19 protein-coding genes and 1 riboswitch are annotated in these 20241 nt (G+C 64.0%); of the genes, 11 read left to right on the forward strand and 8 right to left on the reverse strand.

Going from position 1 to position 20241, the window contains the following annotated elements:
• Positions 1 to 2: 2 nt before the first annotated feature.
• From QPW08_RS14395 to gcvPB, 10 genes are all read left to right on the forward strand, one after another.
• Positions 3 to 977: an ArsR/SmtB family transcription factor gene (locus tag QPW08_RS14395; RefSeq protein WP_284126603.1), complete on the forward strand. Its 975-nt coding sequence runs from the start codon at positions 3 to 5 to the stop codon at positions 975 to 977.
• A gap of 7 nt (positions 978 to 984) precedes the next feature.
• Positions 985 to 1911, forward strand: coding sequence for a methylenetetrahydrofolate reductase [NAD(P)H] (metF, locus tag QPW08_RS14400; protein ID WP_284126604.1), 927 nt, complete (start codon positions 985 to 987; stop codon positions 1909 to 1911).
• Complete coding sequence (locus QPW08_RS14405) at positions 1908 to 2954, forward strand: homocysteine S-methyltransferase family protein (RefSeq protein WP_284126605.1); 1047 nt, start codon at positions 1908 to 1910, stop codon at positions 2952 to 2954. Before metF ends, QPW08_RS14405 begins: the two co-directional genes overlap by 4 nt.
• Before the next feature lies 1 nt (position 2955).
• The gene (gene metH, locus QPW08_RS14410; protein WP_284126606.1) at positions 2956 to 5583 is read left to right on the forward strand and encodes a methionine synthase; all 2628 of its coding nucleotides are present in this window, start codon (positions 2956 to 2958) and stop codon (positions 5581 to 5583) included.
• Entirely contained in the window at positions 5580 to 6551 is a 972-nt protein-coding gene (locus tag QPW08_RS14415; protein WP_284126607.1) for a phytanoyl-CoA dioxygenase family protein, read from the forward strand. Before metH ends, QPW08_RS14415 begins: the two co-directional genes overlap by 4 nt.
• Entirely contained in the window at positions 6542 to 7474 is a 933-nt protein-coding gene (locus QPW08_RS14420) for a sulfite exporter TauE/SafE family protein (RefSeq protein WP_284126608.1), read from the forward strand. Before QPW08_RS14415 ends, QPW08_RS14420 begins: the two co-directional genes overlap by 10 nt.
• Before the next feature lie 136 nt (positions 7475 to 7610).
• Positions 7611 to 7710, forward strand: a riboswitch (glycine riboswitch).
• Between the two features lie 147 nt (positions 7711 to 7857).
• Positions 7858 to 8991, forward strand: coding sequence for a glycine cleavage system aminomethyltransferase GcvT (gene gcvT, locus QPW08_RS14425; RefSeq protein ID WP_284126609.1), 1134 nt, complete (start codon positions 7858 to 7860; stop codon positions 8989 to 8991).
• A 2-nt stretch (positions 8992 to 8993) separates the two neighbouring features.
• Positions 8994 to 9365, forward strand: coding sequence for a glycine cleavage system protein GcvH (gene gcvH, locus QPW08_RS14430; protein WP_284126610.1), 372 nt, complete (start codon positions 8994 to 8996; stop codon positions 9363 to 9365).
• A gap of 135 nt (positions 9366 to 9500) precedes the next feature.
• Positions 9501 to 10862, forward strand: coding sequence for an aminomethyl-transferring glycine dehydrogenase subunit GcvPA (gene gcvPA / locus QPW08_RS14435; protein ID WP_284126611.1), 1362 nt, complete (start codon positions 9501 to 9503; stop codon positions 10860 to 10862).
• Positions 10859 to 12454: an aminomethyl-transferring glycine dehydrogenase subunit GcvPB gene (gene gcvPB, locus QPW08_RS14440; RefSeq protein ID WP_284126612.1), complete on the forward strand. Its 1596-nt coding sequence runs from the start codon at positions 10859 to 10861 to the stop codon at positions 12452 to 12454. The genes gcvPA and gcvPB overlap by 4 nt, the downstream gene beginning before the upstream one ends.
• 10 nt (positions 12455 to 12464) lie before the next feature.
• Here the strand turns inward: gcvPB and QPW08_RS14445 are convergent, their stop codons facing one another.
• The gene (locus tag QPW08_RS14445) at positions 12465 to 13748 is read right to left on the reverse strand and encodes a lipopolysaccharide biosynthesis protein (RefSeq protein ID WP_284126613.1); all 1284 of its coding nucleotides are present in this window, start codon (positions 13746 to 13748) and stop codon (positions 12465 to 12467) included.
• A gap of 119 nt (positions 13749 to 13867) precedes the next feature.
• Here QPW08_RS14445 and QPW08_RS14450 point away from each other — a divergent pair, with 119 nt between their 5' ends.
• On the forward strand, positions 13868 to 14617 hold the full coding sequence (locus QPW08_RS14450; protein WP_284126614.1) for an Nmad3 family putative nucleotide modification protein: 750 nt from the start codon (positions 13868 to 13870) through the stop codon (positions 14615 to 14617).
• A gap of 266 nt (positions 14618 to 14883) precedes the next feature.
• Here the strand turns inward: QPW08_RS14450 and mmsB are convergent, their stop codons facing one another.
• The 7 genes from mmsB to QPW08_RS14485 form a co-directional block, all read right to left on the reverse strand.
• A complete protein-coding gene (gene mmsB / locus QPW08_RS14455; protein ID WP_284126615.1) occupies positions 14884 to 15753 on the reverse strand; it encodes a 3-hydroxyisobutyrate dehydrogenase in 870 nt (289 codons plus the stop codon).
• A gap of 132 nt (positions 15754 to 15885) precedes the next feature.
• Complete coding sequence (locus tag QPW08_RS14460) at positions 15886 to 16668, reverse strand: enoyl-CoA hydratase-related protein (protein WP_284126616.1); 783 nt, start codon at positions 16666 to 16668, stop codon at positions 15886 to 15888.
• Positions 16669 to 16792: 124 nt separating this feature from the next.
• Entirely contained in the window at positions 16793 to 17848 is a 1056-nt protein-coding gene (locus tag QPW08_RS14465; protein ID WP_284126617.1) for an enoyl-CoA hydratase/isomerase family protein, read from the reverse strand.
• Positions 17845 to 18219, reverse strand: coding sequence for a VOC family protein (locus tag QPW08_RS14470; protein WP_284126618.1), 375 nt, complete (start codon positions 18217 to 18219; stop codon positions 17845 to 17847). The genes QPW08_RS14465 and QPW08_RS14470 overlap by 4 nt, the downstream gene beginning before the upstream one ends.
• Positions 18220 to 18230: 11 nt before the next feature.
• Positions 18231 to 19376 carry an acyl-CoA dehydrogenase family protein gene (locus QPW08_RS14475; protein ID WP_284126619.1) on the reverse strand — a complete coding sequence of 382 codons (1146 nt, stop codon included), beginning with the start codon at positions 19374 to 19376 and terminating at the stop codon, positions 18231 to 18233.
• Positions 19377 to 19426: 50 nt separating this feature from the next.
• Positions 19427 to 19813 carry a RidA family protein gene (locus QPW08_RS14480; protein ID WP_284126620.1) on the reverse strand — a complete coding sequence of 129 codons (387 nt, stop codon included), beginning with the start codon at positions 19811 to 19813 and terminating at the stop codon, positions 19427 to 19429.
• Positions 19814 to 19829: 16 nt separating this feature from the next.
• Positions 19830 to 20180 carry a hypothetical protein gene (locus QPW08_RS14485; RefSeq protein WP_284126621.1) on the reverse strand — a complete coding sequence of 117 codons (351 nt, stop codon included), beginning with the start codon at positions 20178 to 20180 and terminating at the stop codon, positions 19830 to 19832.
• Positions 20181 to 20241 lie beyond the last annotated feature (61 nt).

The raw sequence follows: 20241 nt of genomic DNA on the forward strand, positions 1-20241 counted from the left end.
AAATGAACATGGAGGCAACCACTCGCGCCTTGGCGGACCAGACCCGGCTGCGCATCATGCAGCTGCTGGGCACCATGGAACTGGCCGTGGGCGAACTCGCTCAGGTGCTGGGGCAAAGTCAGCCGCGGGTTTCGCGCCACGTGGCGATCCTTTGCGATGCGGGCTTGGCCGAACGTCGGCGTGAAGGCAGCTGGGTATTCCTGCGGGCGAGGCTTGCCGATGCAGAGGCCGGCGCGCTGGGAGAAGCGGTTGCCCGCCTGCTGTCGGCTGGCGAAGCCGATGACGAAGAATTCCGCCAGCAATGCGAAGAGGATCGCCGCCATCTGACTGCGATCCGTCGCCTTCGCGAGGCCGGAGCGGCTGACTGGTTCGCGACCCACGCCGACAAGTGGGATGAACTCCGGCGCATGCATACGCCCGACGAAGCGGTCGAAGCTGCCATGCTTGCGGCATTGCGTGGAAAGCCACCTGGCACTTTGCTCGATATCGGCACTGGAACGGGGCGCATGGCCGAACTGTTCGCGGACAGCGCCGACCACATTGTTGCGCTCGACAAGAGCCTGGAGATGCTCCGCGTGGCGCGGGCGAAGCTGCAGCACCTGCCGGCTGAACGGGTGGAACTGGTTCAGGGGGATTTCCATGCCTTGCCCTTTGCCGATGAGCGGTTTGAAACAGTCGTGTTGCACCAGGTCCTGCATTTCGCGCAGGAACCGGAACGCGCGCTGGCCGAAGCGGCACGGGTGCTCAAGCCTGGTGGCCGCATCGTCATCGTCGATTTCGCTGCCCATTCCCGCGAGGAACTGCGTGAACGGTTCCAGCATGCGCGGCTCGGATTCAGTGACCGCCAGATGCAGTCGCTCCTGCGCGACGCAGCGTTCACCCCAGCTAGGCCCGTGGCGCTTGAAGGTGATGCGCTAGTGACCAAGGTCTGGCTCGGTGAACGTCGCAAATCCCGCTGTCTCGAAGCGCAGGACTGAGGCTCCAATGGCCCCCCACCAATATCCGCATCAGTCGCTCCGGTTCGCCGAGACCCCGTTGTTTGCCGGGCTGCCGGGCGATGTGCGCGTGTCGTTCGAATTCTTCCCGCCCAAGACCCCCAAGGGCGAGGAAAACCTGATGGCGTGCCTGCACAGCCTTGCCACGCTCGATCCCGACTTCGTCTCGCTGACCTATGGTGCGGGCGGATCGACCCGCGCACGAAGCCGTGAAGTGGCCGCACGCATGAACCGCGAGGTAAAGGCCCCGGTCGCGGCGCACCTGACTTGCGTGGGTGCCTCCAAGGCCGAGACCGACCGGATCGCCGACGAGTTCTGGGAAGCGGGCATCCGCCACATCGTCGCGCTGCGCGGCGACGGTGGTCCCCCGGGCACGAAATTCGAACCGCACCCCGATGGCTATGCCAATGCGGCGGAATTGGTAGCCGGCCTCAAGAGGCTGCATCCGTTCGAGATTTCAGTCGCCGCCTATCCTGAAACGCACCCGGACTCGCCCGACGAAGTGGCGGACCTCGACAATCTCAAGCGGAAGTTCGACGCTGGTGCCGACCGGGCGATCACGCAGTTCTTCTTCCAATCGCAGAGCTTCTTCCGGTTTCGCGATCGTGCTGCGGCGGCGGGACTCGACAAGCAGGTCATCCCCGGAATCCTGCCCGTCACCAATTTCGAACGGACGCAGAGCTTCGCCAACGCGTGCGGAGCGGAGCTACCCGAATGGTTTGCCGACCTGTTCGCCGGGCTCGATGCCATGCCGCATGCCCGCGAGCTGGTGGCAGCGACTGTCACAGCCGAGTTCTGCCGTCGCCTCTATGCCGAACAAGTGCGGGACTTCCACTTCTACACGCTCAACCGCTCCGAACTGTCCTACGCCACCTGTCACATGCTGGGCCTGCGCCCCAAGGAGACCGCTGCATGACTCCGCGTGAACGGTTGCAGGCGGCAGCTTCCCGGCAGCTGCTGGTCAAGGATGGACCCTATGGCACGGAAATCCAGCGAGCAGGGTTGGCACCGGAAGACTATGCCGGCGACACCGGGCTGGCGCAGGACCAAAAGGGCAACAACGACCTGGTCAACCTGACCCAGCCGCAGGTCATTCGCGCGATCTGCGACAGCTATATCGCCGCCGGGGCAACGGTGCTGGCGACCAATACCTTCAATGCCAACCGGATCAGCCAGGCCGACTATGGTGCCGAGGCTCTGGTACATGAGATCAATGTCGCCGCCGCACGCATCATCCGCGCTGCCTGTGATGAGGCCAGCGCGAAGGACGGCATCGAACGCTTCGTGTGCGGAGCGATGGGGCCGACCAACAAGACCCTCTCGCTCAGCCCCGATGTGGAGGATCCCGGCTTTCGCGAAGTCAGCTTCGACGAGATCGTCGAAGTCTATCGCGAACAGGCTGTCGCACTGCTTGAAGGCGGAGCGGACTTCATCCTCATTGAGACAGTGTTCGACACGCTCAATTGCAAGGCAGCGATCATGGCGGTGAAGCAGCTTGAGCGCGAGCGCGGCGAGGATATCCCGCTGATGATCTCGCTAACGCTGACCGACCTGTCGGGTCGCAACCTCTCGGGCCATACGGTCGAGGCCTTCTGGTACACGGTCCGCCATGCGAAGCCGGTCACCATCGGGCTCAATTGCAGCTTCGGAGCCGAGCAATTGCGGCCACATGTCCAGCTGCTCTCGCGCATCGCCGATGCTTTGCTGATGGCCTATCCCAACGCCGGACTGCCCAATGATCTGGGGCAATATGACGAGCTGCCGGAGACCACCGCCAGCTTCCTGCGGGACTGGGCCGAAAACGGTCGCGCCAATATCCTCGGCGGCTGCTGCGGCTCGACGCCTGAACATATCGCGGCGATTGCCAGGGCAATCGGCGGAATGCCCGTGCGCGCGATCCCGGCTGCGGAGCCGGAAATGCGGCTAGCCGGTCTCGAACCCTTTACGATTGCTGCCTGACATGACCGCACAAACACCAAAGGAAACGGGTGCCCGTTTCGTCAATGTCGGCGAGCGCACCAATGTCACCGGTTCGGCCGCGTTCAAGAAGCTGATCATGGCGGACGACTATGCCAAGGCCGTCGAAGTCGCCCGCCAGCAGGTCGAGAACGGCGCGCAGGTGATCGACGTCAACATGGACGAGGGCCTGCTCGACGCCGAGAAGGCGATGACGACCTTCCTCAAGCTGATCGCTGCAGAGCCCGATATCGCCCGCGTGCCGGTTATGATCGACAGCTCGAAGTTCGATGTGATCGAAGCGGGCCTCAAGTGCGTCAGCGGCAAGCCGATCGTCAATTCGATCAGCATGAAGGAAGGCGAGGAGCCGTTCCTGGAACATGCCCGCAAGTGCATGGATTATGGCGCAGCGGTGGTCGTCATGGCCTTCGACGAAACGGGCCAGGCCGACACGAAGGCGCGCAAGGTGGAGATCTGCCAGCGTGCTTACGCGCTGCTGACCGGCATCGGCTTTCCGCCGGAAGACATCATCTTCGATCCCAATATCTTTGCCGTGGCGACGGGGATCGAGGAGCATGATCGCTACGGTCTCGACTTCATCGAAGCTGTGCAGGAGATCAAGGCGCTGTGCCCGCATGCCAAGACTTCGGGCGGGCTCTCCAATCTTTCCTTCAGCTTCCGCGGCAACGAAACCGTGCGTCGGGCGATGCACTCTGTGTTCCTTTATCACGCCATCCCCGCCGGGCTCGACATGGCGATCGTCAATGCCGGGCAGCTCGACATCTATGACGATATCGACGCCACCCTGCGCGACGCGTGCGAGGACGTGATCCTGTGCCGCCGTTCGGATGCGACCGAGCGGCTGATCGAACTCGCCGAAAGCTACAAGGGCAGGGACGCCAAGGCCGAGAAGGAAGCCGAGGAATGGCGCGGCTGGCCGGTCGAGCGGCGGCTCGAACATGCGCTGGTCAAGGGCATCGACGCGCATGTGGTCGACGATACCGAGGAAGCCCGCGCGGCGCTGGAAGCCGGCGGCGGCCGGCCCATCGAAGTCATCGAAGGTCCGCTGATGGACGGGATGAACGTCGTCGGCGACCTGTTCGGCAGCGGCAAGATGTTCCTGCCGCAGGTGGTGAAATCGGCCCGTGTGATGAAGAAGGCCGTGGCGCACCTGATCCCCTTCATCGAAGCGGAGAAGGAAGAGGGGGCCAAGGCCAAGGGCACCATCATCATGGCCACAGTGAAAGGCGACGTCCACGATATCGGGAAGAACATCGTCGGCGTGGTGCTGCAGTGCAACGGCTATGAAGTGATCGACCTCGGCGTGATGGTGCCGTGGCAGGATATCCTCAAGGCCGCGGTCGAAAACGATGCCGACATGATCGGGCTATCGGGCCTCATTACCCCGTCGCTCGACGAGATGGTGACCGTGGCCGAGGAAATGCAGCGCGCGGGCATGACCATGCCGTTGCTGATCGGCGGCGCGACCACCAGCAAAGTCCACACTGCGCTGCGCATCGATCCCGCCTATGATGGCCCTGTGATCCATGTCCTCGATGCCAGCCGCGCGGTCGGGGTGGCTAGCCGGTTGCTGTCCGACACCCAGCGCGATGAGTTCGTCGAGAGCACTGCCAGCGATTACCAGCACGTGCGCGATGTCCGCGAAGGCAAGGGGCAGAGCGAGCTCTTCACGCTCGAGGAGGCTCGCGCCAATTATTACGACGCCTATCTCAGCGACAAGGCCGCCCCGCCGGACAAACCGGGCATTCACGTGTTCGACGACTGGTCGCTGGCGGACCTGCGCGAATGCATTGACTGGACCCCGTTCTTCCGCGCCTGGGAGCTGCACGGCACTTACCCGCGCATCCTGGATGACGAGGTCGTGGGCGAAGCAGCCCGCAGTCTCTACGCCGATGCGCAGGCGATGCTGGACCGGGTCGTCGAGGAGAAATGGCTGACCGCCAGGGGTGTGTGTGGCTTCTGGCCCTGTGCGCGGGACGGCGACGATGTGACGATCCACCTGGCCGAGCAGGAAGAGCATGTCGTGCTCCCGTTCTTGCGCCAGCAGGTCAAGAAAAGCCGTGACCGGGCCAATTTCTGCTTGGCCGATTTCATTGACCCGGCGGGCGACTGGATCGGCGGCTTCGCGGTCGGCATCCACGGGATCGAGCCGCACTCTGCGCGGTTCCAGGCCGAGAAGGACGACTATTCGGACATCTTGCTCAAGGCTCTGGCGGATCGCTTTGCCGAAGCCTTTGCCGAGCGGCTGCACCAGCATGTCCGCACCGACCTGTGGGGCTATGCCCCGGGCGAGCAGCTGACCAACGAGGCCCTGATCAAGGAGCAATATCGCGGCATCCGCCCGGCACCGGGCTATCCGGCCTGCCCGGATCATTCGCTCAAGCCGATCCTGTTCGACCTGCTCGATGCGCCCGCCAATGCCGGGCTGACCCTGACTGAGAGCTTCGCGATGTTTCCCACGGCGGCGGTCAGCGGGTTTTACTTCGGCCATCCTGAAAGCCAGTATTTCGGGGTGGCCCGGATCGGGCGTGACCAGCTCGAAGATTATGCTCGCCGTCGCGGGGTCGATCTGGCAACCGCTGAGCGATGGCTACGTCCCAATCTCGATTGAGCGTCACGGCGGCCTTGCCGCGGATCGCGCATCTGGATGACCTGCGACGCGCCTTCGTCGCCGGGGGTGAGCCGCTGCCGGAAATTACCACACGCCTGCTGCTCGATACGCTGGGGCTGGGCAACCGGCAGGCGTTCGACTTCCTCGCCCGGGCGCGCCCGACGCAGGAAGAGTTCGAACAGTGGGTGATCGAAACCGCCGGCATGCCGGACCCGGATCTGGTCGTTCGTTACAATGCGGCGGTGGAAGCGCATGCAGCTGCACGGTCAACCGAACCGGATATCGACCGCTTGCCGAATGTCCTGAGCGAAGCGGATCTCACGCAATGGGAGCGCGACGGCTATGTCATCTTGCATGACGCAATTTCGCGCGAGGCCTGCGCAGAAGTCGCGCGGCTGGTCTGGGACTTTCTCGACGCCTGCGCCGACGAACCCGTCAGCTGGTACGGTAAGGGTGCGGAGGGCATCATGGTGCCGGTTTACCAGCACCCGGCGCTGGAAGTCGGGCGGCGCTCGCCCCGTGTGCGGAAAGCCTTCGCGCAGCTGTGGGGGCGGAGCGACCTGTGGGTAACGATCGACCAGTTGGGCTTCAACCCGCCCGTGACTGAGCACAGCGCGTTCAAGGGCAGCGACTTGCACTGGGACGTCAGCCTGGCGCGTCCCATCCCTTTCGCAACGCAGGCGCTGCTCTACCTCACCGACACGAGCACCGACCACGGGGCCTTTCGTTGCGTGCCGGGCTTTCACCACCGGCTGGACGCGTGGCTCGACAATCTGGATGGACAGTTGCCGCGTGAGGTCGATCTTTCGGACGAGGCCGTCTGCGTTCCGGGTAGGGTCGGGGACCTCGTGATCTGGCGGCAGGACTTGCCGCATGGGGCCAGCCCCAACCGGGCGGATCGACCGCGGCTGGTGCAATATCTCAACTTCTATCCGCCGGATCTGGAAATGGCGGACCAATGGCTCTGACCATGCCGCATCCCTCCCGGCTCCTCTGGCTCGGTATCGCCGGGCTGCTGGCAGCCTATGCGCTGACCTTTGCCGTGGTGGCGAAGGATTCGTCGACATGGACTGACCTGTGGTTCGTGCCCGGGGTGGGGGTGATCGGGGCGATAATCGCCAATGCCAGCGGAACCGGTGGCGGGGTGGTCTTTATCCCGGTGTTCAACGCCTTGCGTGAGCTGGGCGGATGGAGCCTCGATCCGCTGCGCGTGACGGCGATTTCCATGGGTATCCAGGCCTTCGGCATGAGCATGGGCGCGCTGCGCTGGACCGACCGGCTGTTGCACCAGCCAATCATGCCCGAAGGCGGGCACGATGCTCCGGTTCGCATCTGCGATTATGGCGCGGTGTGCCTGCTGGTGCTGGCGATCTCGCTGCCGCTGCAACTGGGCACACAATTGCTGGTGCAGGTCGACGGTCGCACGGTGCTGCTGGCTTACAAGGCGTTCTCGGTGGTGTTGGGGCTCGCGCTGATCATCGCCACGTGGACTGTCAACCGCGACCTGCCCGAACGTCGCGCACTGACCGCGGTCGATTTTCTGGTGCTGGCGGGCCTCGCCATTCCCGGCGGCTTCATCACCGCGCTGTTCTCGGTCGGGATCGGCGAGCTCGTCGCCTTCTACCTGTTCCTGCGCCATTTCCCGATGGTGCTGGCGGTCGGGACCGCCTGCGTGATCTCCTCCATCAGCATGATTGCCGGGACGCTGGTTAACCAGCAAGCCGGGATCATTGCCTGGGATATCGTGCTGCTCGCAGCACCCGGAGCCATGCTGGGGGCCATACTGGCCCGTCCGATTGCGCTATGGCTGGGGCCGCGCAAGCTCAAGACCGCAGGCGGGGTGTGGATCGTGCTGTCTGCGCTCTACCTGATCTGGCTCAATACAGCCTGATTTCGTATGTCTTGCTTACAAAACCGCAGAATTCTGCGGGTTTGCGGGTGAAAAATCATGCTGCAATGCATCATCGGCGATTGACCGGCGGGCGCTTTTGAGCGACGGGGAAGGGGTCGCCCGGATGCGAATCCGGGACGCATTTGCGGGAGAGGTCGCGCGGCTGGAAGCAGCCAAGCGGCGCCGAAGGAGCAACCGCCCCGGAATCTCTCAGGCAAAAGGACCGCGATGCGTTGAGACACTCTGGAAAGCGCCCGCGCCGCATGGCGTGAGCCACCGAAGGAGGAAGCGCGCTGCACAAGGCGCGTGATGCTCTCAGGTTTCCCGACAGAGGGGGCGGTGCGGCGATCCATCCCGGAGCGCGGCTGAGTCGGGGACTGATTTTGAGCGATAGTGAAACCGAAGACGAAGTGATTGAGCTAGGCACGCTGCCGCTCGACGCCTGGCACCGGGCGCAAGGTGCGCGGATGGTGCCCTTCGCCGGCTACGAGATGCCGATCCAGTATGAAGGTATCGTCGCCGAGCACGATTGGACCCGCACCAGCGCCGGCCTGTTCGATGTGTCGCATATGGGGCAGCTACTGTTGTCCGGTCCCGATCTGGACGCGGCGGTCGAAGCGGTGCTGCCGATCGACCTCTCGACGCTGAAGCTCGGCCAGCAGCGCTATTCGCTGCTGCTCGACGAAGAGGGCGGGGTGCTCGACGACCTGATGGTCTCGCGCTGGCCCGAAGCGCTCTATCTTGTCGTCAATGGCGCGACCAAGTGGGACGATATCGGCCATTTGCGCGAACATTTGCCGGACGAGATCACGCTCCACCACATGGACGAACACGCGTTGCTCGCGCTGCAGGGGCCCAAGGCGTTCGCCGCGCTGGAGCGCCATGCGCAGGGCGAATACCCGCTCTCCGCGCTGACCTTCATGAAGTTCGGTCGATTCACGCTCGCCGGGCACGATGTCACCATCGCCCGCGCCGGCTACACAGGCGAGGACGGGTTCGAGATCTCGCTGCCCGCCGCCGCTGCGGAGGAGATCGCCACGCTGCTGTGCGGCGAGCCCGAAGTGAAGCCAATTGGTCTCGGTGCGCGCGACAGCCTGCGCCTCGAGGCCGGGTTGCCACTCTACGGCCATGACCTCTCGCCCGAGACTTCGCCGATCGAGGCGGGGCTCATTTTCGGCATCAACAAGCGCCGCCGCACGGAAGGCGGCTATCCCGGTGCCGACCGCATCAACCGCGAGATCGCGCAAGGCACCGCGCGCAAGTGGGTCGGCCTGAAACTCGAAGGTCGCATGCCTGCACGTGAGGGAGCCGAGGTGTTCGTAGGGGATACCAGGGTAGGAACCGTCACCAGCGGCGGCCATTCGCCAACGCTCGGCTATCCGATCGCGATGGCCTATGTCGATGTGGCCTACGCCGCCGAGGGCACCCAGCTCGAAATCGAAGTCCGTTCCAAGCGTCTGCCGGCCACGGTCGTGCCGATGCCATTCGTACCGCACCGCTACTACCGGGGGAAATAAGCATGGCTCGTTATTTTACCGATGAACACGAATGGATCGATCTCGAGGGCGACCTCGCGACGGTCGGCATCACCGATTACGCGCAGGAACAGTTGGGCGATATCGTCTTCGTCGAATTGCCCGAGGTCGGCCGAATGGTCGAAAAGGGCGGCGAGGCTGCAGTGGTCGAAAGCGTCAAGGCCGCCAGCGACGTCTACGCCCCGCTCAGCGGCGAAGTGATGGAAGCCAACGCCGCGCTGGAAGAGGACCCCGCGCTGGTCAACACTTCGCCCGAAGAAGAAGGCTGGTTCTTCCGCCTGACCGTCTCCGACACGTCCGAGCTCGAAGGGCTGATGGACGCCAAGGCCTACAAGGCATTCTGCGACGAGTTGTGATTTTTCCCCTCCCGCTCGCGGGAGGGGTCAGGGGTGGGCATGGGCCGATAGGCCCACCCCGCTGCGACTAAGACCGCTTCGCGGCCCAAATCTCGCTCCCCTCCCGCAAGCGGTAGGGGATAAGGAATTGAAATCATGCGTTACCTGCCCCTGACCGATACCGACCGCAGCGACATGCTCGCCACCATCGGCGCGTCCTCGATCGACGACCTGTTCGTCGATGTGCCCGAGGAAGCGCGGCTCTCCGGCCCCATCGCCGGCCTGCCGCTGCACGCCAGCGAGATGGCGGTCGAGAAGCATATGCGGAGGCTATCCAAGAAGAACCTGGCGGCGGCGGATGCGGCGTTTTTCCTGGGGGCAGGGGCCTATCGCCACCATGTCCCGGCCAGCGTCGATCACATCATCCAGCGCGGCGAGTTCCTCACCGCTTACACGCCTTACCAGCCCGAAATCGCGCAGGGCACGCTGCAGATGCTGTTCGAGTTCCAGACCCAGGTGGCCAAGCTCTATGGCTGCGAAGTCGCCAATGCCTCGATGTACGATGGCTCGACCGCGTGCTGGGAAGCGGTGGCGATGGCCGGGCGCGTCACGCGGCGCAAGCGCGTCGTGCTCTCGGGCGTGCTGCACCCGCATTATGCCGAGGTAGTGCGGACCATGGCGAAATTCACCGAGGACGAGATCGCCGATGCGCCGCTGGTGCTGCGCCCCGCGCCGGACAATTCCAAGCTGATCGAGCGGATCGACGAGAACACCAGCTGCGTCGTCGTGCAGTATCCCGATATCCTCGGTCGCATTCCCGACCTGGAAGAGATCGCCAAGGCCGCGCATGCCAAGGGCGCGCTGCTGATCGCGGTCAACACCGAGCCGGTGGCGCTGGGCATGATCAAGTCGCCGGGTGAGCTGGGTGCCGATATCGTCGTCGGCGAAGGCCAGGCGCTGGGCGTCGGGCTGCAATTCGGCGGGCCCTACCTCGGCCTGTTCGCAGTGCGCGACAAGAAGCATGTCCGCCAGATGCCGGGGCGGCTGTGCGGCGAGACCGTCGATGCCGAGGGCAAGCGCGGCTTCGTGCTGACGCTCTCGACCCGCGAGCAGCACATCCGCCGCGAGAAGGCGACTTCCAATATCTGCACCAATTCCGGCCTGTGCGCGCTGGCCTTCAGCGTCCACATGACACTGCTGGGCGAGAAGGGCCTCAGGCGACTGGCGGCGGAGAACCACCGGCTCGCATGCCTTGCCGCTGACCGGCTGGCAAAGGTGCCGGGCGTGACTGTGCTCAACGACACCTTCTTCAACGAATTCGCCATCACTGTCGGCCGCGATGCGCGCCAGCTGGTGCGCGAGCTGGCGGAAAAGGGCGTGCTCGCAGGTGTCTCACTCGGCCGGCTGTTCCCGCAGTCGGGCGGGCTCGATGAAGCGCTGCTGGTCGCTGTGACGGAGACCACGACCGAGGAAGACATCGAAACGCTGGCCGCAGCGCTCGAGGGAGAACTGGCATGAACGCCCCGAACGCCTCCGGCTGGAAGCCCGAAATGACGCCCGCGAGCGAAGACGGGATGCATCACGGGCCCGCCACCACCACCGGCAACCGCGCGCTGATGCTGGAAGAACCGCTGCTGTTCGAGATCGGCCGGGCCGACAACACCGGGGTCGACCTGCCCGAGCCGTCGGGCGAGACCTCGGCCCGTCTTGGCGGCTTCGAGCGGACCGATCCGATCGGCCTCGTCGGCCTGACCGAGCCGGAGACCGTTCGTCACTATACCCGTCTCAGCCGTCAGAACTATGCCATCGACCTCGGCCTGTTCCCGCTCGGCAGCTGCACGATGAAGCACAATCCGCGCCTCAACGAGAAGGTCGCGCGGATGCCCGGCTTTGCCGATGTCCACCCGCTGCAGCCGGTCGATACCGTGCGCGGCGCGCTGGAAGTGATCAACGAGCTGGCGTTCTGGCTGATCGACCTTACCGGCATGCACGGCGTGGCGATGAGCCCCAAGGCCGGCGCGCACGGCGAGCTGTGCGGGATCCTCTGCATCCGTGCCGCATTGGAAGCGCGCGGCGATGCGCGCGAAGTCGTCCTCGTGCCGGAAAGCGCGCATGGCACCAATCCCGCCACCGCCGCTTTCGCCGGCTACCGGATCGAGAACATCCCCGCCAATGCCGATGGCCGCGTTGATCTCGATGCGCTCAAGGCCCGTCTCGGTCCTGATGTGGCCGCGGTGATGATCACCAATCCATCGACGCTCGGCCTGTTCGAACGCGACCTGAAGGCGATCTCCGACGCGGTCCATGAGGCCGGCGGCTTCGTCTATTGCGACGGCGCCAACTTCAACGCCATCGTCGGCAAGGTGCGCCCGGGCGACCTGGGCGTCGATGCCATGCATATCAATCTGCACAAGACCTTTTCCACCCCGCACGGCGGCGGTGGCCCCGGCTCGGGACCGGTGGTGCTGAGCGAAGCGCTCAGCCCGTTCGGCCCGCTGCCCTATACCGCCCGCACGGCGGACGGCGTGGTGCATTTGGTCGAGGAAGAAGGCGCTGAGGCTTTCTCGCAGGAGCACTTCGGCGGGAGGATGCAGAGCTTTGGCCGCATGACTGCTTTCCATGGCCAGATGGGCATGTTCACCCGCGCGCTGACCTATATCCTCAGCCATGGTGCCGATGGTCTGCGCCAGGTGGCCGAGGACGCGGTCCTCAACGCCAATTACATCCTGCGCAGCCTCGAGGACGTGCTCGACGCCCCCTTCGCGCACAGTGGCCCGTGCATGCACGAAGCGCTGTTCAGCGACAAAGGCTTTGCCGAGGGGCTTTCGACGCTGGACCTCGCCAAGGGGCTGATCGACGAAGGCTACCACCCGATGACGGTCTATTTCCCGCTGGTGGTGCATGGCGCGATGCTGGTCGAACCCACCGAGACCGAGAGCAAGGCCGCGCTCGACCAGTTCATCGCCGCCTTCCGCAGCGTGGCCGAACGGGCCAAGGCCGGGGACGAAAGCCTCAAGCAGGCGCCGTATTACTCGCCCCGCCGCCGGCTCGACGAAACGACCGCCGCGCGCAAGCCGGTGCTGGCATGGGAACCGGGCGAAGAAGGGTAAGGGTGGGCGGCTATTCCGCCGCCTGCTTCTCGCCGGTAGCACCCTCGTCGCTGTCCAGTTCGATTCGAATGCTGGCCTGGCTGAGGATCGCGACCCAGAAGCCGATCACGGCCAGCGCGCTGGCGCCGAGCATGCAGAGCGCCGCGCCTTTGAGGCCCTGCCAGCCCATCGCCACGTCGAGCAGGGCAAAGGCAATCGCCATCGGCACCGCGCGGACGATGAAGGCAGTCCCCGCGCGCCCGGCGCTGACCAGCAGTGATTCGAGGCTCGCTCCGACCAGTTCCACCGCGCCGCCGATGGCTAGGATGACCATTGCCCAGTAGACCACCCCAAATTCTTCGCCGGCGATCAGCGCCAGCGCCTCTCGACCCGCAAGGATTGCAACGGCCACGGCGATGACTCCACCGATCAGGGCCACGTTGGCCATGCGCCGGGCAATCTCCGCTGCGCGTTCCTGCGCGTGGACGAGCTCTGGGTAGATCGCCTTGGAGACAGTCTGCGCCAGCTGCACCAGCGCTTGCCCCAGCTGGCTGGCAACCCTGAAACCACCGGCAAAGGCCTCGCCTCCAATCGCACCGACGAGCAGGATCATCACCTGCTTGCCAGCCACCTGCAGGCTGCCAAGGGCATTGGTGGAAAGGACAAAGCGCCATGTCCCGGGGTGTTCGCGCGGGATGGTCGTGAGGCTGACTTCGCTGAGGTCCAATCGCTCTTGCTTGAGCGCGGCGATCCACAACGCGGCGGCCACTGCGACTTCGGAGGCTGCCCATGCGAGGATGAAGCCGGTCACCGTCGGCATGAACAGCACAGCCAGCCCCGCACCCACGGCGCGGATCAGCGGCTGCACCGCTTCGGCGGCAGTGGCGCGGGCATACTGGAAACGGAGTCGCAAGAGGCCGGTGGGGGTCGAGCGGATCGACAGCAGCGAGACCACACAATAGCCGAACGCCACCCACAGCAATTCGTCGGGCAAGGGCAGCCACAGCTGCGCGGTCAGGACCAATAACGCCGATGCGACGATTCCGACGAATGCAGACAGCAGATCCAGCCCCACGGCAAAACCTGCCGCGCGCGCCGGTCCGTCCGGCCCCGCTCCCCAACGGACCACAAACTGCCAGGTCTGGAAATTGACCAACCCCGTCACGGTCTGGCCCAGCGCGACGATGATCGCGAAATAGCCGAATCCGTCGAGACCCAGCGTGCGGGTGGCAAGCGCGAGGTAAACGAGGCTCAGCACCGCGTTGAAGCCGCGCCCTCCCAGGAGCCAGCCCATGTTCTTGAAGATGCGCCGCATGCGTGCTTACAGCCCGATCAGGTGATATGCGGCGAAGATGGTCATGGCGCGGCTTCCTAGCCTATGCGTGGCGTTAGGCAAACGCGGTAATCTCCAGGGGCGGTAACAAAGTTTCTCGTATGCGTATCATCTTTAGCCGCAAGGGTTTCGACAGCGCCGCCGGTGGCGGGGCTTCCCCGATTATCGATGGGTGCCCGGTTTCTTTGCCCATACCCAGCGCCGGCTGGTCGCAGACGACCTATGCCGATCTTGGCCTGGGGGGAGCCGTGCACCGCGCCAGCCGGGGCAAGCTCGGCACTGACGACCATTGCCACCACGATCCCATGTTCCTCGACGATGACACATGCCTGTTCGGCCAATGTAGCGCGGCGCAGACGCACCTTGCCAACCGCGGCGTAGGCGAGGGCGATGTGTTCCTGTTCTTCGGCCTCTTTCGCGAAGAAGACAGCGGTGAACCGCATCACCGCATCTTCGGCTATTTGCGGATCGAAGAGATCGTCGACCTGTCGCACTGCAGCGATCACCGCAGGCAAGAGCTGGCGATGCTGGGACATCCGCACGCACTGGGGATGCACGCGAAGAACGATGTCATCTATTGCGGGAAGGGAGCGACCGCAGGGCAGGCCTGCGATGTCCTGCGCCTGACTGTGCCCGGTGGGCCGCCCAGCCTGTGGCGGCGACCGGCGTGGCTGAAGCCCGGCGGTCTCAGCTATCACGACCGGGCCGACCGCTGGCTTTCCGGCAAGCGGATCAGGAGCGTGGCGCGCGGGCAGGAATTTGTCGCCGATATCGGTCGCAGGCAGGCACCGAGGACGTGGCTCGACACCATCCTTTCCGAGATCCGATCCGATACAGTAAAAAGTAGGTAATACCTACAAAGATAACTGGCAGGCAGCGGCGTTAATGGTTACAGCTGTAGCCGCATCGTGGCTGCCTCGCGTCCTTTGGGTCGCCCAAAACCAAAGCCGTTGCGGTCACGGTGCACCCGTTTTTTGCGGTTTGCCGGATGCAAACCTTGCCCTTACGACCCCGCCTCCCCACCCGGCCACCATAGCCTGATGGTATCATTGGTGGCCGGGTGGGGAGGCGGGTTGGCCAAAGTGGCTTCGGGTGCCCTGCGCGTAAGCGCAGCGAGTTAAAGCATCTTGATAATGGCGCTGAAATCGAGCCCGCCATTGCCTGCGCCAGCGAAGTCTTCGTACAGCGAAGCCGCCCGCGCACCCATCGGAGTCGCCGCATCGGCGCTCTCCGCCGCTTCCATTGCCAACCGCAGGTCCTTCAGCATCAGCGCGGTGGCGAAACCGCCCTGGTAGTCATTGTCGGACGGCGACTGCGGGCCGACGCCGGGCACCGGGCAATAGCTCGTCATCGACCAGCACTGGCCCGAGCTGACCGAGGAAATGTCGTAGAAGGTCTGCGGGTCGAGCCCCAGCTTCTCGGCCATCTTGAAGGCCTCGCAGGTTCCGATCATGTGGATGCCCAGCAGCATGTTGTTGCAGATCTTGGCAGCCTGGCCGTTGCCGGCGTCTCCGGCGTGGATCACGGCCTTGCCCATGGCTTCGAGGATCGGTTTGGCGCGGGCGAAGGCGCTGTCGGTACCGCCGACCATGAAGGTCAGCGTGCCGCCATTGGCCGCCGCGATCCCGCCGCTGACGGGGGCATCGACCATCTCATATCCGCCGGCGTCCGCCGCAGCGATCACTTCGCGCGCGGTGGCGACATCGATGGTGGAGCAATCGAGCAGCACCGCACCGGCCGGGGCATGGCCGATCACTTCATTGGTGTAGACACCCTTCACGATTGCGCCATTGGGCAGCATCGAGACCACGGCATCGACGCCCTCGACGGCCTCCTTCGCGCTGCCGAAGGTGGTGCAACCCGCCTCGCACGCATGGGCGATGGCCGTTTCGCTCAAGTCAAAGGCCTGCACCGCATGTCCCGCCTTGACGAGGTTCGCGGCCATCCCGCCGCCCATGTTGCCGAGGCCGATAAAGCCGATCTTCATGTCAGTCTCCAATCCGTCATTGCGAGCGGCGAAGCCGCGCGGCAATCCAGTGACCTTTGCTATTGGCACGGTCTGAAGCTGGATTGCTTCGTCGCTACGCTCCTCGCAATGACGAGGTGCGCAGAAATACTCTCACCGCCCCTTCCAGTTGCCTTCGCGCTTCTCGATGAAGGCGGCCATGCCTTCGGCCTTGTCTTCGCTGGCCGTAAGGATCTGGAACAGGCGGCGTTCCTGGGTCAGGCCCTGGTCAAGCGTCATCTCGAAAGCGCTGTTGACCATCTCCTTGTTGGCGATCGCGGCCATCGGCGGCATCGAGGCGATCAGCGTTGCGGTTTTCTTCGCTTCGGTCATCAGCTCGTCATGCGGTACGACCTTTGCAACAAGGTTGCTGCGTTCGGCTTCTTCGGCGCCCATCATCCGGCCGGTGAGGCACATTTCCATTGCCTTGGACTTGCCGATGGCGCGGGTCAGCCGCTGGCTGCCGCCCATGCCGGGCGCGACGCCGAGCTTGATTTCCGGCTGGCCGAACCTGGCATTCTCCGAAGCAATGATGAAGTCGGCCATCATGGCGAGTTCGCACCCGCCGCCCAGCGCGAAGCCGTTGACCGCGGCGATCCACGGCTTGCGCGTCGTCTTGACGATGTGGCTGGTCCACTTGCCGAAAAAGTCCTCGAGGTAGAAGTCAGCGGCGGCCTTGTCGGACATTTCCTTGATGTCGGCCCCGGCGGCAAAGGCCTTGTCGCCGCTCCCGGTCAGGATTGCACACAGCTGGCTGTCATCGGCCTGGTAAGCGGCGAAGGCGTCGATCAGTTCGTCCAGTACTACGCTCGACAGTGCGTTCAAGGCCTGCGGGCGGTTGAGCGTGATGATCGTCACCGCGCTATCGGTTTCGGTCAGGATGGTTTCGTAGCTCATTTCAACTCCATATCCGTCATTGCGAGGAGCGAAGCGACGCGGCAATCCAGAGTTGCGCGCGATCCGCTCTGGATTGCTTCGCTTCGCTCGCAATGACGAGGAAGGGGAGCAATCCGGCTAGTATCTACTTCAGCGGCACCCACTCCTCGCCTTCGGGCAGGGGTGCGAATATCTCGTCCAGCAGCGCGTCGGTCACGCCTTCGGGGGTCGCCGGGTCCCACTTCGGATCATTGCTCTTGTCGACGATCACCGCGCGCACGCCCTCGGCGAAATCGGGACGGGTCAGCACGCGGCTGGCGATGCGGTATTCCATCCGCATATTGTCGGCGAAATCGGTCAGCTGCGCGCTCTCGGCCAGCTGCCGCAACGCCACCTTGCAGGTCTGCGGGCTCTTGGTACCAAGCGTATCGCGTTCCTTCATCGCCCAGTCGTCTTCGCCCATTGCTGCCTCAAGCGAAGCAAGAATGTCCTCATAGCGATCGGAAGCAAAGTGCTTGATGATCTTGTCGGCATTGCCTTCGATCCGGGCCTTGGGCGGGGTTCCGACCGGTTCAGAGAGGATACCCGCGATGCGATCGGGGTGTTCTATGATCCGGGCCTTGATCTCGCCCAGCATCTCGCTCGGCACGTAATGCGTCGCAAGGCCGGTCCACAGGCATTCGGAGCCATCGAGCCGCGCACCGGTCAGCGCGAGAAATTGCCCCATCCGTCCGCCGAGCCGTGAAAGGTACCAACCGCCACCGACATCGGGGAACAGGCCGATGCCCGTCTCCGGCATGGCAAAGCGGGTGTTCTCGGTCGCGACGCGGAACTTGCACGGCTGCGAAATGCCTACGCCGCCGCCCATTGTGATGCCGTCCATGAAAGCCACGATCGGCTTGCCATAGGTGAACATCTGGTGGTTGAGCTGGTATTCGTCGTGGAAGAACTTGCGTCCCGATACGCCGCCATCGTTGAGCGCAGAATTGCGCAGGAACGCAATATCGCCTCCGGCACAGAACCCTCGCCCGTCATGGTGGTCGAGGATAACGGCTTCGAGGCTGTCATCATCGGCCCATTCGCTCAAAGCCGCGCTCATCGCGTGGCACATTTCCAGCGTCAGCGCATGAAGCGCTTTGGGCCGGTTGAGCGAGATATGCCCGACCCGCTCGTGCTTCTCTATAATTACTTCGTCAGTCATGCTGCCATTCTCGGTTCGATCAGGTCCCAGCGGTTGCCCCAGGGATCGCTAAAGACTGCGACCTTGCCGTAGGTTTCATCGCGCGGACCATCGGTAAACTCGATACCCCATGCACGCATGCGGTCGTGCGCAGTAGCGAAATTGTCAGTGTGGAGAAACCAGCCTACCCGGCCTCCGGTTTGGTTGCCAATGACACTGCGCTGCTCGTCACTTGCGGCTTTCGCAAGGAGCAGCTTGGCGCCATTCTCTCCGCCGACAACCACCCAGCGCTTGCCTCCACCGAGATCGGTATCTTCCGCAACTACGAATCCGAGCGCGTCCGTGAAGAACGCAATAGCTTCATCGTAGTCGGGCACGACCAAGGCTGTCATGGCTAGACCGCTCACTGGCGCAGCAGGTCCCGGCCGACAATCATCCGCATCACCTGGTTGGTGCCTTCGAGGATCGAATGCACACGCAGGTCGCGCCAAAAGCGTTCGATGGGATATTCGCGCAAATAGCCATAGCCGCCGAACAGCTGCAGTGCGTTGTTGACGACATTGCTGCCGCTGTCGGTCGCCAGTCGCTTGGCCATGGCGGAGAAACGGCTCTTGTCGGGCGCATTGTCGGTCACCTTGGCAGCGGCGAGATAGAGCAACGCGCGCGCCGCCTCCAGCTCGGTCGCCATATCGGCGAGCATGAACTGGGTGTTCTGGAAGTCCGCTACTGGCTGGTCGAATTGCTTGCGTTCCTTGGTGTATTTGATCGCTTCATCGAGGCACCGCTGCGCCCCGCCGAGCGAACAGGCACCGATATTGAGCCGCCCGCCGTCGAGCCCCATCATAGCAAAGCGGAAGCCTTCGCCTTCATCGCCGACGCGATTGGCGACGGGCACGCGGCAATCCTCGAAGATCAGCTGCGCGGTCGGGCTGGCGTTCCAGCCGAGCTTCTTTTCCGGCTTGCCGAAGCTGAGGCCCGGCGTGTCTTTTTCGACCACGAGGCAGGTGATGCCTTTGGTCTTGTGCTCGCCGGTGCGGACCATGACGACATAGACATCGTTGAAGCCGCTGCCGGAGATGAACTGCTTGGTGCCGTTGAGGACGTAGTGATCGCCGTCCAGCACGGCCTGCGTCTTGAGGCCCGCCGCATCCGAACCACTGCCGGGCTCGGTCAGGGCGTAGCTGGCGATCTTCTCCATCGTCACAAGGTCAGGCAGGAAGCGTTCTTTCAGCGCAGCGCTGCCAAACTGGTCGATCATCCAGCTCGCCATATTGTGGATCGAAATATAGGCGCTGGTGGCGGGGCAGCCATAGGCCATCGCCTCCATGATCAGCGCTGCTTCCAAGCGCCCGAGCGCGATTCCGCCCGATTCCTCGGAGACATAGATGGCGCCGAAGCCGAGCTCGCCCGTGCTCTGGATCACATCGCGCGGGAAGTGGCTTTTTTCGTCCCACTCGGCGGCGAAGGGGGTGATGTTGTCGGCGGTGAAACGCTGCGCCATCTCCTGGATGGCGAGCTGGTCGTCAGTCAGTTGAAATTGTCCAGTCATGCCCGCGCTCCTAGCGCCGCGAGCGGTGCAGGGGAAGGGCTAGCGGGCCTTCAGTCGAGCATTGCCTCGGCTTCGATCTCGACCAGCCATTCGGGCCGGTAGAGCTCCTTGACCGCGACCAGCGTGGCGGTGGGCCGCGCCGGCTTCATATGGCGCGCATGGCTGGCGCTGACAGCATCGGCGACTGCGATGTCGGTCACGAACATGCGCACGCGCACCACGTCTTCGACACTTCCGCCCAACTCTTCGATCGAGCGCAGGATCAGAGTGAAGCAACGGTCCGCTTGCGCGCCCGCATCACCAGGCGTCGAGCTGCCGTCATCCTCAATGGGGGCCGTGCCTGAGACGAGGATGCGGTTGCCAACCCGCATGGCGCGGCAGAAGCCGATTTGTTCCTCGAATGGCGAAGCGGAGGCGAGGCGGCGGCGTTCGGTCATCGGTTGGTGGCTCCAGTCAGCGGCAACGGTAATAGCCGATCTTGGGGGCCGGCTTGCCCTCGTATGTGGAGTGCCACAGCTTGTTGTCGCGCAGCAGCATAAAGCTCATTCGCACACCATTGGTGCTCCAGCCGCCGGGCGCGACGAACTCTCCGACCAGCGATCGATCCGATTGCGAAAGCACTGCGCCGATCTCGAACGGTTCGCCTTCAATAATGACCTTGTTGCTACGAATGCCGAGCTTGCCCGGGACCGCCATACCCCGCGCCCGGCACGCATATTTGTTGCGGCCATAGACGCCCCAGAGATCGTCAGGGAATTCCTCGACCTGCGCATCATCGGCATCCTGGGCGGCGGACAGTGGCAAGCCAAGGCACAATGCGAGAGGGAGGGTGTAGGTGAGTTTCAATTTGCTGGAACCTTTCGTC

This window comes from Parerythrobacter aestuarii, assembly GCF_030140925.1.
Lineage (GTDB): Bacteria > Pseudomonadota > Alphaproteobacteria > Sphingomonadales > Sphingomonadaceae > Parerythrobacter > Parerythrobacter aestuarii.

What these genes read in the sequence shown, in the direction of transcription:
- QPW08_RS14395 (WP_284126603.1), top strand. Translation starts at nt 3, where the DNA reads ATGAACATGGAGGCAACCACTCGCGCCTTGGCGGACCAGACCCGGCTG.
- metF (WP_284126604.1), top strand. Translation starts at nt 985, where the DNA reads ATGGCCCCCCACCAATATCCGCATCAGTCGCTCCGGTTCGCCGAGACC.
- QPW08_RS14405 (WP_284126605.1), top strand. Translation starts at nt 1,908, where the DNA reads ATGACTCCGCGTGAACGGTTGCAGGCGGCAGCTTCCCGGCAGCTGCTG.
- metH (WP_284126606.1), top strand. Translation starts at nt 2,956, where the DNA reads ATGACCGCACAAACACCAAAGGAAACGGGTGCCCGTTTCGTCAATGTC.
- QPW08_RS14420 (WP_284126608.1), top strand. Translation starts at nt 6,542, where the DNA reads ATGGCTCTGACCATGCCGCATCCCTCCCGGCTCCTCTGGCTCGGTATC.
- gcvH (WP_284126610.1), top strand. Translation starts at nt 8,994, where the DNA reads ATGGCTCGTTATTTTACCGATGAACACGAATGGATCGATCTCGAGGGC.
- gcvPA (WP_284126611.1), top strand. Translation starts at nt 9,501, where the DNA reads ATGCGTTACCTGCCCCTGACCGATACCGACCGCAGCGACATGCTCGCC.
- gcvPB (WP_284126612.1), top strand. Translation starts at nt 10,859, where the DNA reads ATGAACGCCCCGAACGCCTCCGGCTGGAAGCCCGAAATGACGCCCGCG.
- QPW08_RS14445 (WP_284126613.1), bottom strand. Translation starts at nt 13,748, where the DNA reads ATGCGGCGCATCTTCAAGAACATGGGCTGGCTCCTGGGAGGGCGCGGC.
- QPW08_RS14450 (WP_284126614.1), top strand. Translation starts at nt 13,868, where the DNA reads ATGCGTATCATCTTTAGCCGCAAGGGTTTCGACAGCGCCGCCGGTGGC.
- mmsB (WP_284126615.1), bottom strand. Translation starts at nt 15,753, where the DNA reads ATGAAGATCGGCTTTATCGGCCTCGGCAACATGGGCGGCGGGATGGCC.
- QPW08_RS14460 (WP_284126616.1), bottom strand. Translation starts at nt 16,668, where the DNA reads ATGAGCTACGAAACCATCCTGACCGAAACCGATAGCGCGGTGACGATC.
- QPW08_RS14465 (WP_284126617.1), bottom strand. Translation starts at nt 17,848, where the DNA reads ATGACTGACGAAGTAATTATAGAGAAGCACGAGCGGGTCGGGCATATC.
- QPW08_RS14470 (WP_284126618.1), bottom strand. Translation starts at nt 18,219, where the DNA reads ATGACAGCCTTGGTCGTGCCCGACTACGATGAAGCTATTGCGTTCTTC.
- QPW08_RS14475 (WP_284126619.1), bottom strand. Translation starts at nt 19,376, where the DNA reads ATGACTGGACAATTTCAACTGACTGACGACCAGCTCGCCATCCAGGAG.
- QPW08_RS14480 (WP_284126620.1), bottom strand. Translation starts at nt 19,813, where the DNA reads ATGACCGAACGCCGCCGCCTCGCCTCCGCTTCGCCATTCGAGGAACAA.